Source organism: Mediterraneibacter sp. 210702-DFI.5.30 (assembly GCF_020560115.1).
GTDB classification, from domain to species: domain Bacteria; phylum Bacillota; class Clostridia; order Lachnospirales; family Lachnospiraceae; genus Mediterraneibacter; species Mediterraneibacter faecis.
This window is the reverse complement of the sequence record NZ_JAJCME010000014.1, coordinates 45222-60704: the sequence shown is the minus strand read 5'-3', so window position 1 is coordinate 60704 and position 15483 is coordinate 45222. Positions and strand designations below refer to the sequence as shown.

General features: G+C 40.9%; 16 protein-coding genes and 1 tRNA gene. 15 read left to right on the top strand and 2 right to left on the bottom strand.

Features of this window, described 5'->3' with window-relative positions; all coding sequences use genetic code 11:
• Positions 1-22 precede the first annotated feature (22 nt).
• From LI126_RS12730 to LI126_RS12720, 3 genes are all read left to right on the top strand, one after another.
• On the top strand, positions 23-739 hold the full coding sequence (locus LI126_RS12730) for a TrmB family transcriptional regulator (RefSeq protein WP_020436710.1): 717 nt from the start codon (positions 23-25) through the stop codon (positions 737-739).
• Positions 732-2003, top strand: coding sequence for a diaminopimelate decarboxylase (locus tag LI126_RS12725; protein WP_015528911.1), 1272 nt, complete (start codon positions 732-734; stop codon positions 2001-2003). Before LI126_RS12730 ends, LI126_RS12725 begins: the two co-directional genes overlap by 8 nt.
• Before the next feature lie 101 nt (positions 2004-2104).
• Positions 2105-2187, top strand: a tRNA-Leu gene (locus LI126_RS12720).
• Positions 2188-2436: 249 nt separating this feature from the next.
• Here the strand turns inward: LI126_RS12720 and LI126_RS12715 are convergent.
• A complete protein-coding gene (locus LI126_RS12715) occupies positions 2437-2637 on the bottom strand; it encodes a helix-turn-helix domain-containing protein (RefSeq protein WP_020436712.1) in 201 nt (66 codons plus the stop codon).
• A gap of 230 nt (positions 2638-2867) precedes the next feature.
• On the opposite strand from LI126_RS12715, the gene LI126_RS12710 reads away from it, so the two are divergent.
• A complete protein-coding gene (locus tag LI126_RS12710) occupies positions 2868-3077 on the top strand; it encodes a hypothetical protein (protein ID WP_055144506.1) in 210 nt (69 codons plus the stop codon).
• A gap of 95 nt (positions 3078-3172) precedes the next feature.
• Here LI126_RS12710 and LI126_RS12705 read toward each other — a convergent pair whose 3' ends face one another.
• Positions 3173-3802, bottom strand: coding sequence for an HAD family hydrolase (locus LI126_RS12705; RefSeq protein ID WP_227165519.1), 630 nt, complete (start codon positions 3800-3802; stop codon positions 3173-3175).
• Between the two features lie 173 nt (positions 3803-3975).
• Here LI126_RS12705 and polA point away from each other — a divergent pair, with 173 nt between their 5' ends.
• The 11 genes from polA to rpmF all read left to right on the top strand — a co-directional run bounded on the left by polA (position 3976) and on the right by rpmF (position 15441).
• Positions 3976-6591 carry a DNA polymerase I gene (gene polA / locus LI126_RS12700; protein WP_117890456.1) on the top strand — a complete coding sequence of 872 codons (2616 nt, stop codon included), beginning with the start codon at positions 3976-3978 and terminating at the stop codon, positions 6589-6591.
• Between the two features lies 1 nt (position 6592).
• Entirely contained in the window at positions 6593-7177 is a 585-nt protein-coding gene (gene coaE, locus LI126_RS12695; protein WP_227165518.1) for a dephospho-CoA kinase, read from the top strand.
• Positions 7174-7971 (top strand): MBL fold metallo-hydrolase, encoded by a 798-nt coding sequence (locus LI126_RS12690; RefSeq protein ID WP_020436717.1) that lies wholly within the window; start codon positions 7174-7176, stop codon positions 7969-7971. The genes coaE and LI126_RS12690 overlap by 4 nt, the downstream gene beginning before the upstream one ends.
• 33 nt (positions 7972-8004) lie before the next feature.
• On the top strand, positions 8005-8277 hold the full coding sequence (locus tag LI126_RS12685; RefSeq protein ID WP_015528918.1) for an ACT domain-containing protein: 273 nt from the start codon (positions 8005-8007) through the stop codon (positions 8275-8277).
• 29 nt (positions 8278-8306) lie between these two features.
• Positions 8307-9671, top strand: a complete 1365-nt coding sequence (locus LI126_RS12680; RefSeq protein ID WP_227165517.1) for a PFL family protein — start codon at positions 8307-8309, stop codon at positions 9669-9671.
• Between the two features lie 15 nt (positions 9672-9686).
• On the top strand, positions 9687-10544 hold the full coding sequence (locus LI126_RS12675) for a DegV family protein (RefSeq protein ID WP_015528920.1): 858 nt from the start codon (positions 9687-9689) through the stop codon (positions 10542-10544).
• A gap of 129 nt (positions 10545-10673) precedes the next feature.
• Positions 10674-11960, top strand: coding sequence for a nucleotidyltransferase (locus LI126_RS12670; RefSeq protein WP_055144484.1), 1287 nt, complete (start codon positions 10674-10676; stop codon positions 11958-11960).
• Between the two features lie 219 nt (positions 11961-12179).
• Positions 12180-13175, top strand: coding sequence for a phosphate acetyltransferase (pta, locus tag LI126_RS12665; RefSeq protein ID WP_015528922.1), 996 nt, complete (start codon positions 12180-12182; stop codon positions 13173-13175).
• Between the two features lie 116 nt (positions 13176-13291).
• Positions 13292-14488 (top strand): acetate kinase, encoded by a 1197-nt coding sequence (locus LI126_RS12660; protein WP_118084687.1) that lies wholly within the window; start codon positions 13292-13294, stop codon positions 14486-14488.
• Between the two features lie 242 nt (positions 14489-14730).
• Positions 14731-15258, top strand: coding sequence for a YceD family protein (locus LI126_RS12655; RefSeq protein WP_196019755.1), 528 nt, complete (start codon positions 14731-14733; stop codon positions 15256-15258).
• Positions 15259-15261: 3 nt separating this feature from the next.
• Complete coding sequence (gene rpmF / locus LI126_RS12650; RefSeq protein ID WP_015528925.1) at positions 15262-15441, top strand: 50S ribosomal protein L32; 180 nt, start codon at positions 15262-15264, stop codon at positions 15439-15441.
• The last annotated feature ends 42 nt before the right edge of the window (positions 15442-15483 follow it).

Sequence of the window (15483 nt, the reverse complement as noted above, 5' to 3'; positions counted from 1 at the left end):
TACTAATCAGAGGGATGGTGCTATGGACGAAAGTAAAGCAATTGAATATCTGATGCATTTTGGAATGTCCCGGCAGGAAGCAACTGTTTATCTTCGGCTGATCGAAGCAGGAAAGCAGACGGGGTATGAGATTGCGAGAGATACAGGAATCTCAAGATCGAATGTGTATGCATCACTGGCAGCTCTGGTTGAGAAAGGGGCTGCATATCTGGTGGAAGAGGATGCCAAGCGATATATTCCGGTTCATGTTCAGGAGTTCTGTGGTAACAGAATCCGCAGAATGGAAGAAGAACAGAAGTGGTTGGATATGAATCTTACGGGAGAACAGAAAGAAGAAGAAGGATATGTTACGATCGATGGTCAGGAACATATTTCAGATAAGATCCATAATCTTCTGGCTAATGTGGAAGAAAGAGTGTATTGTTCCTGTTCCGGTGTCTGTCTGGAACAGTTGAAAGGACAGTTAAAGGAACTGACAGAAAAAGGAAAAAAGGTGGTTCTTGTGACAGATCATCCATTTGAACTTTCAGGGGCGATCATTTATGTGACGAAAGAAAAAGGAAATCAGATTGGTCTGATCACAGATTCTAAATATGTACTTTCGGGTGAGTATGGACAGGAGAGCAGAAACACTTGTGTCTATTCCGGACAGAGAAATTTCGTTACGCTGTTTAAAACAGCACTTGCGAATGAGATAGAATTAATCAAAATACGCGAAGGAGAAAATGAAAATGAGTAAGAAACCATTTGTGACAAAAGAACAGGTTGAAGAGATTGTAAAAACATATCCGACACCGTTCCATCTTTATGATGAGAAAGGGATCCGCGAGAATGCAAAAGCATTAAAGGAAGCATTTGCATGGAATCCGGGATATAAAGAGTATTTTGCTGTAAAGGCAACTCCGAATCCGTTCCTTTTACAGATCTTGAAAGAGTATGGATGCGGTTGTGACTGCTCCTCTTATACAGAACTGCTTATGTCAGATGCAGTTGGAATTGATGGTCATGATATTATGTTTTCCTCTAATGATACACCGGAGGAAGATTTTAAACTTGCTGATAAACTTGGAGCAATCATCAATCTGGATGATATTACACATATTGACTTCCTTGAGAAGACAATCGGACATATTCCGGAGACAATCAGTTGCCGTTATAATCCGGGCGGAATATTCAAGATCAGTAATGATATTATGGATAATCCGGGAGATTCAAAGTATGGAATGACAACAGAGCAGATCACAGAAGCATTTAAGACACTGAAGGCAAAAGGTGCAAAAGAATTTGGTATTCATGCATTCCTTGCCAGCAATACAGTGACAAATGATTATTATCCAATGCTTGCAAAAGTTCTTTTTGAACAGGCAGTACGTCTTCAGAAAGAAACAGGAGTACATATTAAGTTTATTAATCTTTCTGGTGGTATTGGAATTCCTTACACACCTGATCAGGAGCCGAATGATATCCGTGTGATCGGAGAAGGTGTCCGCAAGGTTTATGAAGAAGTACTTGTTCCGGCAGGAATGGGAGATGTTGCAATCTACACAGAGCTTGGCCGCTTTATGATGGGACCTTATGGCTGCCTTGTGACAAAAGCAATCCATGAGAAGAATACTTATAAGAACTACATCGGAGTAGATGCGTGTGCTGTTAACCTGATGCGCCCGGCAATGTATGGAGCATATCATCATATTACTGTTCTTGGAAAAGAAGATGCACCGTGCGATCACAAATATGATGTAACAGGTTCTCTGTGTGAAAATAATGATAAGTTTGCAATTGACAGAATGCTTCCGGAAGTTGATATGGGAGATTACCTTGTAATCCATGATACGGGTGCACATGGTTTCTCTATGGGATATAACTATAATGGTAAATTAAAATCAGCAGAGCTGCTCCTGAAAGAAGATGGAAGTGTACAGATGATTCGCCGTGCAGAGACACCGAAAGACTATTTTGCAACATTTGATTGTTTTGAGGTTGGAAAGAAACTTTGCAAATAAAAAACAAATAAAATCATAAAAAATAGTTGAAAAATGTGACCGGATATGGTAACATAAAAAAGCTGATTCGGACAAGAAGGTTTTCTTGTCCGACAGAATAAGCCGCTGTGGCGGAATTGGCAGACGCACTTGACTCAAAATCAAGCGGTTAGTAGCCGTGCCGGTTCGAGTCCGGCCAGCGGCATCGAACTTAATCTCTGAATATCTTACAAATTCAATGTTTGCAAGATATCCAGAGATTTTTTATATATTAGGAAAGTGCTTTCCTAATATATAAAAAACGCTCCGCTAAGGATGCGCACTGCGGCGTACAATGTAGATGTCGCAAGCGGTCTACGTTTCCACTTCGGTCCTTGCTAAACAAGCGCCATTGGCGCTTAGCAACGCCGCAGGCGCAAGAATGTGCAATGCACATTCTTTGTTCTTTGTAATTTCACTTTTTTCCACGACCAACGAGATAATCAATTGAGACTGTATAATAATCAGCAAGTTTGATGAAGACATCAATAGGAACGTTGATTTTTCCAAGTTCATATTTAGAATATGTAGTCTGTTTGATGTTGAGGTATGCAGCAACTTCTTTCTGCGTTTTATCATTATCTTCTCGCAAATTTCGTATATTTTCGAATTTCATAATCCCATCCTCGTACCTTAAAGCCGGTGTGCGAACTTAACCGGAAACAAGCTATTGTTCACAGTATCCAGTGAACAATAATCTGATATCTTTTGTATTTTTGGATTATTATATAAAAGTCCTGACACGACTATTGAAATATAGTCGTACTACGACTATAATTGATAAAAACATGAAGAAATGTGCGAGAAATGAGACAGCATAAGAACTAAGGGGAATGGGAGAAAGTGATGAATAAAGAAAAAATAGATGATATGGATTATTATGAAAAATATCTGTTGAATGCGACGAAAGAAGAAAGGGATTGCTATATAAAAGAACATCCTGATTTTATGAATGAATATCCGGTATCGTATGAACATCGGGAACTGCTTCAGGATAAGATTTATCGTGGATTGATGCGTAAGATCCGGGATTATGAAAAAAGTCGTGAGCAATAAAAAACTGACAGATCACAACAGAAACAGAATGAAATTCTTAATGGACAGAAAATGTTTCGTGTGGTTTGTCAGTTTGTTTTAAATAAACAGAGATGTTAATCAAGCTTTCTTAAAATGTTTTTTAATTCTGAAAAAGAATGTATCGTCGGATAATCTTCCTTAACATCTCCAAGTCCATATTCAGCAAAGATAAAAGGAATACCGGCTTTTTTGCAGGAATCAGCATCGCCCTGGGTATCTCCGACATAGACAGGGGATGTCAGGTTATTTTTCTCCATTAATTTCAGAATCGTCTGGTCTTTGGAAGTCTGCGTCTGGCCAAAACAAAGGAAATCTTTGATATATGGTTTCATGCCTGCGCCTTTCATCATAACTTCAATATATCCGCACTGGCAATTGCTTACAATAAAAAGAGGATATTCTAGAGCCAGCTCCTTGAGTGTGTCCATAACGCCTTCGTAGTAAACACCGGGATGTGTTTCAAGATAGCGGTTTTCATAATCAAAACAGATATCCATCAGTTTTCTTCGAGAGTTCGGGTCGAGATCGGGAAAAACTCCGGCAGCAATTTCGTCCATTGTCTTTCCAAACAGTCCCTGAAGAATTTCACGGTTTAAGTTTGGCTCAAGATCAGAGTTCTCTTTTATTGCAAGATTCCAGGATTCGGCTACAACTTCAACAGAATCCCAAAGTGTTCCATCTACATCAAATATAATTCCATCCATAATAATTCTCCTGATAGTATTTTTGAAAATATTGTTTACAAGATATTGGAGTCAAAAGCCCTAAATAATGATACCATAAAATGAACCTTTAAAAAAGAAGTTAATTAGTGTATACTTTAATAATGGTTAAAATTAAATGCAACAAAAAGCAAGAGATAATAGGAGAGAATCTGATGAGAGATAAAATTGTACTGATCGATGGACACAGTATATTGAACCGGGCGTTTTATGGAGTTCCGGATCTGACGAATTCGGAAGGACTGCATACAAACGCAGTTTATGGATTCCTGAATATTATGTTTAAGATATTAGATGAAGAGAAGCCGGAATATCTGACGGTTACATTTGATGTGCATGCGCCGACATTTCGCCATGAGATGTTTGCAGATTATAAGGGCACGAGAAAGCCGATGGCAGAGGAACTGCGTCAGCAGGTGCCTGTGATCAAGGACGTTCTGCGTGCGATGCATATAGAAGTGATTGAAAAGGCCGGACTTGAGGCGGATGATCTTTTGGGAACCTTGTCTCATCGTTGTGAGGAGAAAGGAATGGATGTTTCCATCATTTCCGGAGACCGTGATACGCTTCAGCTTGCGACAGAGCATATTAAGATCCGCATTCCAAAGACGAAGCAGGGGAAGACGGAAGTAGAAGATTATTATGCGGCAGATGTGCAGGAACGCTATGGAGTAACACCGAAGGAATTTATTGATGTAAAGGCTTTGATGGGTGATACTGCTGATAATATTCCTGGTGTTCCGGGAGTTGGCGAAAAGACAGCGACAAAGATCATTCAGCAGTACCAGACGATTGAAAATGCATACGAGCATGTTGATGAGCTGAAACCGCCAAGAGCAAGCAAGAATCTGAAAGAATTCTGGGAGCAGGCACAGCTTAGTAAGACACTTGCGACGATTAAACTGGATGCAGATATTACCTTTGAACTTGAAAATGCCAGACATGAGAATCCTTATACAAAAGAAGCTCATGAATTATTCCAAAGACTGGAGTTTAAAAATCTGCTTGGAAGATTTGATGTAGAAGCGTCAGTGAATGATGTGGAAAAATATTTTCGTGAGGTAACAGGAAAAGAAGAAATTGAGAAAGTCTTTAAAGAGGCGGAGAAAGCAGAGACCGTTGGTGTGGCATTTTCCAAAGATGCTGGAAATGTTCTCCCATTGTTTGCACATGCTTCAGGATACGGAAGGGTTTCTCTTTGCTATGAAGCAGAGAAGATTGTTACGATTCCTTGTGATATGGATGCTGATTTTGAATATCTGACAGGAAAGTTGTCTCATCTTGCAAAAAGTGTGAAACGTTTTTCAATGTGTGGATTGAAAGAATATCTGGAATGGCTGCCGGAACTTACAAGTGAGAACGGGTTTGATGCAATCGTAGCAGCATATCTTCTGAATCCTCTGAAAAATGATTACAATGCAGAAGATGTGGCAAGAGAACATTTGAATCTTTTAATTGATGAAAAACTTGATGAGGGTACAAAATCATGTTATGAGGCATATACAGCTTATGCCTGTGTCCCGGTTCTTGAGAAGAAACTGGAAGAGAATGGAATGTTCCGTTTGTTTAATGAAATTGAAATGCCGTTAGTATTTACATTGTATGATATGGAACAGGCCGGTGTTAAGGTTGAAGGTGAAGAGCTGAAGCGTTACGGAGAAGAGCTTGGAGCGAGAATCGTTGAGCTGGAAAAAGAGATTTATGAAATGGCAGGGGAAGAGTTTAATATCAATTCTCCAAAACAGCTTGGTGTGATTCTTTTTGAAAAACTGGAAATGCCTCATGCAAAGAAGACAAAGACCGGGTATTCTACAGCAGCGGATGTGTTAGATAAACTTGCACCGGAATATCCTATCGTAGCAAAGATTCTGGAGTATCGTCAGCTTGCAAAACTGAAGTCAACATATGCAGATGGACTTGCGAATTATATAGGAATGGATGGAAGAATCCACAGTAAATTCAATCAGACGATCACAGCAACCGGACGTATCAGCAGTACAGAACCGAATCTGCAGAATATACCGGTTCGTATGGAGCTTGGACGTCTGATCCGTAAAGTATTTGTACCAAAAGAAGGCTGTGTCTTTGTGGATGCGGATTATTCTCAGATCGAGCTTCGTATTCTGGCGCATTGTTCCGGTGATGAACAGCTGATCCAGGCATATCGTGAAGCGAGAGATATTCACCGAATGACAGCTTCCCAGGTATTCCATGTACCATTTGATGAAGTGACAGATCTGCAGAGAAGAAATGCAAAAGCAGTTAATTTCGGCATTGTGTATGGAATCAGTTCTTTTGGACTGAGTCAGGATCTGAGTATTTCGAGAAAAGAGGCGGCACAGTATATTGAGCATTATTTTGAATCCTACCCGGGAATTAAGACATTTCTTGATAAATGTGTGAGCGATGCGAAAGAAAAAGGATATGCAGAGACTTTATATGGAAGAAGAAGACCGATGCCGGAATTAAAATCCAGCAATTTTATGCAGAGAAGTTTTGGAGAGCGTGTGGCAATGAATGCACCGATCCAGGGAACTGCTGCAGATATTATTAAAATAGCAATGATTCATGTAAATGAAGAATTGAAGAAGAGAAATCTGAAATCACGGATGATCCTTCAGGTGCATGATGAACTTTTGATCGAAGCAGATGAAACAGAATTAGAAGAAGTGCAGCAGATCCTTCAGGATAAGATGGAACACGCAGCAGAATTGTTAGTTCCGCTTAGCGTAGATATGCATACAGGGAAGAACTGGTATGAGGCAAAATAAGATGAAAGTAATTGGAATCACGGGTGGAGTTGGCTCCGGAAAAAGTGAAGTTTTAAAATTTCTTGAACAGGAATACGGTGCGGTAGTCTGCCAGATGGATGAAGTTGCAAAGCAGATCCAGAAGAAAGGGACACAGGCATTTTCGAGAATTGTACAAGAATTTGGTGAACAGATTGTCGGAAACAATGGTGAACTGGATCGCATGAAACTTGGAAGCTGCGTATTTGCAGATGAGAAGAAATTACAAAGATTGAATGAGATTGTACATCCGGAAGTGCTGGAATGGGTTCGGAAAGATATCTTGAAGAAAAAAGAAGAGTGCTGCTCTTATTATATAGTAGAAGCAGCACTTCTTCCGGAAGTAGGAAAGGAACTGTGTGATGAGCTGTGGTATATTTACACAGATGAAGCGGTTCGGAGAGAACGACTGAAAAGTTCCAGACATTATACGGATGAAAAGATCACCAGAATGATTGCTTCACAACCGGTAGAAGAAGTATTTCGAAAGGCATGCACAGTTGTAATTGATAATAGTGGAGACTTTGAAGCAACAAAGAGACAAATAGGAGATAGATTGAACAAATGAGAATGTGCAGTATTGCAAGCGGCAGCAGTGGAAACTGTATCTATGTAGGAAGTGATAATTCCCATCTTCTGATTGATACGGGGATTAGTAAGAAACGAATTGAAGAAGGTCTGAATAAGTTGGAGATTAAAGGGGATGAACTCGATGGAATTCTGATCACACATGAACATTCGGATCATATTAAGGGACTTGGTGTGTTCAGCAGAAAGTACGAGATACCAATTTATGCGACTCCGGGAACGATTGCAGGAATCAAAGAGTCTTCCAGTCTTGGAAAGATGCCGGAAGGACTTTTACATCCGATTAAGGCAGATCACCCATTTCAGCTTGGTGAACTGGACGTACACCCATTTGCTATTTCCCATGATGCAAATGAACCGTCCGGATATCGTATTGAACAAGGTGGGAAGTCCGTAGCAGTTGCAACAGATCTTGGAAAATATGATGATTATACAGTGAAGAATCTGAAAAATCTGGATGCGATCCTTCTGGAAGCAAACCATGATATCCATATGCTGGAAGTCGGAGGATATCCATATTATTTGAAGCAGAGAATTCTTGGCGATCGCGGTCATTTATCAAATGAATTGTCAGGACAGCTTCTTTGTGATATACTACATGATAATCTGAAACACATCATGCTTGGTCATCTGAGCAAGGAGAACAATTACGCAAGACTTGCCTATGAGACAGTGAAGTTGGAAGTTACGCTTGCAGATAATGAATATAAAGGGGAAGACCTGAATATGTTCGTTGCAAGCCGGGAATCGGTTTCGGATATTATTAATGTATAAAATTGAGTGAATCAAAGCGGAGGTACAGAAAGAATGAAGAAATGTATTGTCACAGTACTTGGAAAAGACACAGTAGGAATTATTGCAAAAGTATGTACATATCTTGCAGAAAATGAAATCAATATTCTTGATATTTCACAGACAATTGTTCAGGGATATTTCAACATGATGATGATCGTAGATGTTGCGAATCTGAAGAAAGATTTCAAAGAAGTTTGTGATGAGATGGATGTACTTGGCAAAGAGATCGGTGTAACAATTCATTGTCAGAGAGAAGAGATTTTTGAGAAAATGCACCGTCTGTAAGAAGTCGGAGATAAGGTGAGGATAAGACTATGATTAATATGTATGAAGTATCAGAAACCAATAAGATGATCGAAAGCGAGAACCTTGATGTCCGCACGATCACTCTTGGAATCAGTCTGTTGGACTGTGTGGATTCTGATCTGGATGAACTGAACCGTAAGATTTATGAGAAGATTACAACAGTTGCAAAAGATCTTGTATCTACAGGAAAAGACATTGAGAAAGAATTCGGAATTCCGATCGTAAATAAGAGAATTTCAATTACACCTGTATCGCTTGTTGGAGCAGCAGCGTGTAAGACTCCGGAAGATTATGTGACAATCGCACGTACACTTGACCGCGCAGCGGAAAAAGTAGGTGTAAACTTCATTGGCGGATACTCCGCGCTTGTGTCGAAAGGAATGACACCAAGTGAAGAGAATCTGATCCGTTCAATCCCGCAGGCACTGGCCGAGACAGAGAGAATCTGTAGTTCCGTCAATGTGGGATCAACAAAGACAGGTATCAATATGGATGCAGTCCGTCTGTGTGGACAGATTGTGAAAGAAGCGGCAGAGGCAACGAAAGACAGAGATTCTCTTGGTTGTGCAAAGCTTGTTATTCTTTGCAATGCACCGGATGATAATCCGTTTATGGCAGGTGCATTCCTCGGTGTGACTGAGGCAGATACGATTATTAATGTAGGTGTCAGCGGACCGGGAGTTGTAAAGAAAGCGATTGAAAAAGCACGTGGAAAAGGTTTTGAAGAACTCTGTGAAACAATTAAGAAAACAGCGTTTAAGATTACACGAGTAGGACAGCTTGTTGCAGGAGAGGCTTCTGCACGTCTTGGAATTCCATTTGGAATCATTGATCTTTCTCTTGCTCCGACTCCGGCAGTTGGAGATAGTATTGCAGAGATCCTGGAGGAAATCGGACTGGAGCGCGTTGGTGCACCTGGAACAACAGCAGCACTTGCAATGCTCAATGACCAGGTGAAGAAGGGCGGCGTTATGGCATCTTCTTATGTAGGTGGACTCAGCGGTGCATTTATTCCGGTCAGTGAAGATCAGGGAATGATTGATGCAGTAAATGCAGGATCTCTTACACTTGAGAAGTTAGAGGCAATGACATGCGTATGCTCTGTAGGACTTGACATGATCGCAATCCCTGGAAAGACATCAGAAGCGACAATCTCTGGAATTATTGCAGATGAGATGGCAATTGGTATGGTCAACCAGAAGACGACAGCAGTGCGTTTGATTCCAGTCATCGGTAAAGACGTTGGAGACGTGGCAGAATTTGGTGGACTGTTAGGTTATGCACCGATTATGCCGGTGAATGAATTTGGATGTGATGCGTTTATCAACAGACAGGGACGTATTCCGGCGCCGATTCATAGTTTTAAGAATTAACGAGGGAGAAATTTGATGAGTAAAGTTGCAATTGTAACGGATAGTAATAGCGGTATAACACAGGAACAGGGAAAAGAACTTGGGATTTTTGTTCTTCCGATGCCATTCTTTATTGATGGAGAGCTTTATCTGGAGGATATCACACTTTCCCAGAGTGAATTTTATGAAAAGCTCGGAGCAGATTCCGATATCTCAACATCACAGCCATCCCCGGGAGAGGTCATGGATCTCTGGGATAAAGTTCTGGAAGAATATGATGAGCTTGTATGTATTCCGATGTCCAGTAGCTTGAGCAGCACATGTGCAACAGCAATTACTCTTGCAGCTGAATATGACGGACGCGTTCAGGTGGTTGATAATCAGAGAATTTCAGTTACACAGGAGCAGTCTGTTCTGGATGCAATGAATCTGCGTGAAGAAGGAAAGAGTGCAGCAGAGATCAAAGAAATACTGGAGAAAGAAAAACTTCAGGCAAGCATTTATATTACGGTGGATACTTTAAAATACCTGAAAAAAGGTGGAAGAATCACACCGGCAGCAGCGGCAATCGGAACTGTGCTGAACTTAAAGCCTGTTCTTCAGATCCAGGGAGAAAAGCTGGATGCATTTTCGAAAGCAAGAGGCTGGAAAACGGCGAAGAAGACAATGCTCAATGCAATCGAGAAAGATCTGAATGGACGCTTTGCCGATGTTAAGGATCAGATGGCTCTTGGTATGGCTTACACATGCAGTAAAGAAGAAGCACAGGAGTGGAAAGCAGAGATCGAAGAAAGATTTCCGGGATATGAGATTATGGAAGGACCATTGTCATTGAGTGTGGCCTGCCATATTGGTCCGGGGGCACTGGCGATTACTTGCATGAAGAGATTGTAAACTGGTAACTGTGACGAAATGCGTAGCATTTTGGAAGTTGGCTCTGAACAGTTACATAATCTGTATTGGTGAGAGGTGGTACTGTTCACACGTGGTGTGAGCAGTACTCTGCTTTTTTAGGAGAATATTATGAAAATAGTTGGTCTTATTACAGAATATAATCCATTTCACAATGGACATCTTTATCATATTAAAGAATCTTTGCGTGTAACCGGTGCAGATGCAGCCGTTGTTGTTATGAGTGGTGACTATGTGCAGCGGGGAACACCTGCAATCATGCCTAAAAGGATACGTGCAGAGATGGCACTGATGTGTGGTGCTGGAGCTGTCTTTGAACTTCCGGTCTGTTATGCGACGGGATCTGCGGAGCTTTTTGCACTTGGATCCGTATCTCTTTTAGAGTCTCTTGGAATTGTTGATTCTATCTGTTTTGGCAGTGAATGTAATGATCTCCCAATCTTGGAACAGCTTGCAGAACTACTTCTTGAAGAACCTGAAGCCTACCAGATTCTGTTGAAAGATTATCTGAAACAAGGGATGTCTTTTCCACGCGCCAGACAGGAAGCAATTCTTTCTTATACAGAAGATCCTCGGTTTGCAGAGATTTTAAGAAATCCGAACAATATTTTGGGGATTGAATATTTGAAAGCAATCAAAAAACTTGGAAGCAGGATGGAACCTTATACGATTGCAAGGCGTGGTGCACAGTATCATGATGAAGAACTGGACAGTGATTACAGTTCCGCTACGGCAATTCGTTCACTGCTTGCTTATTCAAGTTCATCTTTCAATACAGAACCAGTAGAAGGAAATTACGATGAGCTTTCGTTTTCGGGAATACTGTCAGAGTTGGAAAACCAGGTTCCAAAATGTTGTCTGGAACTTTTGAAAGATTATCATAAAGTACAGTATCCGATTTCACAGAATGATTTTTCTCTGATTTTGAAATATAAACTATTAAATAAACAGCCAGAAAGTCTGGTTCGATATGTGGATGTCTCTCCGGAGATTGCATCCAGAATTGCGAATCAGTTAAACAACTTTTTTAATTATAAACAGTTCTGTGATTTGTTAAAAACACGAGAACTTACGCAGACCCGAGTTAACCGGGCATTGCTTCATATTATGCTTGGAACGAAAAAGGCAAATGTGGAAGAATATATTGACAATGGCTATCATATGTATGCACGTCTGCTTGGTTTTCGAAAAGACAATGCAAAGCTTTTGACAGCTATGTCAAAGGAAAGCAGTCTTCCGGTTTTGACGAAAATGTCTGAAATTGACGATCTTCCGGAACTTGGTCAGAAAATGCTCAGACATGATATGCTTGCTTCAAATCTGTATACCTCAGTGGTGACGGATAAGTTTAAGACGGCGTTTCAGAATGAATATAAGCAAGGGGTTTTGAAGGTGTAAATTTTAATAAGAGCCAGAACAGTTGTCGTGAGAGGTGACTGTTCTGGCTCGTAATGTTCTTGGAAAAAAACAATGTTTGATAAAATTGTAACAATCTCACAAATATCCTATTACAAAGTTCGGATTGTATTTGAAAATGCACATAAAATGACTTGTATACAAAAAACGATTGAGTTATAATAGGACTAAGTGAGATAAAAAGAAAGGTGGCATTAAATCATGGGATTTATTGATGAAATCAAAGCAAGAGCGAAAGCTTGCAAAAAGACAATCGTTCTTCCGGAGACAGAGGACGAAAGAACTTACAAAGCAGCAGAGACAGTACTGAAAGAAGGACTCGCTGATCTGGTGCTTGTAGGAAGCAAAGAGGAGATTGAGAAGAACAAAGGTACATACGACATCTCCGGTGCAACAATCGTAGATCCTGCAACAGATGCAAGAACAGAAGGATATATTGCAAAACTTGTTGAGTTAAGACAGAAAAAGGGAATGACTCCTGAACAGGCAAAAGAACTGCTTCTTAGCAATTATTTATACTATGGTGTAATGATGGTTAAGATGGGTGATGCAGACGGAATGGTATCCGGAGCATGCCACTCTACAGCAGATACACTTCGTCCATGCCTTCAGATCCTGAAGACAAAACCGGGAACAAAGCTCGTATCCGCATTCTTCCTTATGGTAGTACCAAACTGCGACATGGGAGCAAACGGAACATTTATCTTTGCTGATGCAGGACTTGAGCAGAATCCAGATCCGGAGAAACTTGCGAACATCGCTATTTCATCCGCAGATTCTTTCAAACTGCTTGTTGAGAAAGAGCCAGTTGTTGCTATGCTTTCTCACTCAACAAAGGGAAGTGCTAAGCATGCAGATGTAGATAAAGTTGTTGAGGCAACAAAGATCGCTCAGGAACTCGCACCAGAGCTTGCTCTTGACGGAGAACTTCAGCTTGATGCAGCTATCGTTCCATCCGTCGGAGAATCTAAAGCACCGGGAAGCAAGGTTGCAGGACATGCTAACGTACTTGTATTCCCAGACCTTGATGCTGGTAATATTGGATACAAACTTGTTCAGAGACTTGCTAAAGCAGAAGCTTACGGTCCTCTGACACAGGGAATCGCCGCTCCGGTTAACGACCTTTCCCGTGGATGCAGCGCTGAAGATATCGTAGGTGTTGTAGCTATCACAGCTGTACAGGCACAGGCTGAATAATTGTAATTGTTTACAGATTTTTTAAAATAGTTACGGGTAATCAAAAGAAACAAAGAGGGTAGTGTGAGCTGCCCTCGGATAATAATAATAAGGTTTTTTCAGGAGGAAAAAAGAAAATGAACGTATTAGTAATCAACTGCGGAAGCTCATCTCTGAAATTCCAGCTGATCAACGCTGAGACAGAGAAGGTACTTGCAAAAGGACTTTGTGAGAGAATTGGAATCGACGGACGTCTGACATATCAGCCGGCTGGCGGAGAAAAAGAGAAATCTGATCTGGCTATGCCAACTCATACAGAAGCAATTCAGTTTGTAATTGATGCTTTGACAAATGAGAAGACAGGAGTTGTTAAGAGCCTTGATGAGATCGGAGCAGTTGGACACCGTCTCGTACATGGTGGAGAGAAGTTTGCTTCATCTGTAGTAATCACAGACGAAGTAAAGAAAGCAGTAGAAGAGTGTAATGATCTTGCACCGCTTCATAACCCGGCAAACTTGATCGGTGTTGCAGCATGTGAGAAACTGATGCCAGGAACACCTATGGTTGCAGTATTTGATACAGCTTTCCATCAGACAATGCCGGAGAAGGCTTATATGTATGGACTTCCATATGAGTACTATGAGAAATACAAAGTAAGACGTTACGGTTTCCACGGAACAAGCCACAGCTTCGTATCTAAGAGAGCAGCAGAAGTAATGGGAAAATCTTACGATGAAGTAAAGACAATTGTATGCCACCTCGGAAATGGATCCAGTGTAAGTGCTGTTCTTAACGGAAAATGTGTAGATACTTCTATGGGACTTACTCCACTTGAAGGACTTGTAATGGGAACACGTTCAGGCGATATCGATCCTGCAATCATGGAGTTCATTGCTAAGAAAGAGAACCTTGACATTGAAGGTGTTATGGAAGTACTGAACAAAAAGTCTGGTGTATTTGGAATTTCAGGCGGACTTTCAAGTGACTTCCGTGACCTGACAGACGCTATGAATGCCGGAGATAAGAAAGCTAAGATCGCTATGGATGTATTCTCATACAGAGTAGCAAAATACATCGGATCTTACGCTGCAGCTATGAATGGTGTAGATGACATCGTATTTACAGCTGGTATCGGTGAGAACGATGATTATGTAAGGGAAGAAGTATGTAAATACCTTGGATACCTTGGAGTAGACTTCGATTCAGAAGTGAATGCAGGACTCAGAGGAAAAGAAGCTGAGCTTACAAAAGAAGGATCAAAGGTTAAAGTATTCGTTATTCCTACAAACGAAGAGCTTGCAATCGCCCGTGAGACATTAGCGCTTGTAAAATAATTGAAGAAATCTTAATTTGAGAAAGTGTATACGATAGTGATCTGTAAAGATTATATCGTATATGAGCGCAGGACTGAGGTGCCAAGAGAGCAGTTCAGTCCTGCTTTTGCGCATAGAAGAAACAAAAATGTATCCAATACATTTTGCTCTTCATAATATTTTTTGATAGAAATTATAAATATCTGTTGACAAACATTTTTTCCATGATATAATAATTTAGGTATGAATAGGAGAAATACATTATGTTGATTAACCTATCAGACGTTTTGTCAGACCAGCATAAGACGGTTGAAGAAACTGTGCGGCTGGAGATGGAAGAGATCCGGTTACAATCCGGAGCCTACCCCATTATCAGCAAGGAGCCGGTTCATGTTAAAGTAGAGCATATAAGGGGAAAAGAACTGCTCATCACAGCTGAGACCAGATTGAGTGTCATGATTCCATGTGACCGTTGTCTGGAGGATGTGAAACGGGAGTTTGAACTGAATTGTGTGAAGCATGTGGACGTAGGCCTCTCCGACGCAGAACTGACAGAGGAGCTGGATGAATCAAACTTTATTGACGGATATCATCTTGACGTGGACAAACTGCTCTTTCATGAGATTTTGTCGAGCTGGCCGACGAAAGTACTTTGCAGGGAAGACTGCAAGGGATTATGCAATGTATGCGGTCAGAATTTAAATACGGGGTCTTGTAACTGTGAAGATACAGGGCTTGATCCGAGAATGTCAGTTGTCCGTGACTTATTTAAGAATTTTAAGGAGGTGTAACCTATGTCAATCTGTCCAAAGAATAAATCTTCAAAAGCAAGAAGAGATAAAAGAAGAGCTAACTGGAAGATGAGCGCACCGAATCTGGTGAAATGCAGCAAGTGCGGCGAGCTTATGATGCCACACCGTGTATGTAAGGCGTGTGGATCTTACAACAAGCGCGAGATCGTTTCAGTTGACTAATGATCAATAAGATATTGAGTGTACTGTGAACAGAACACTTGA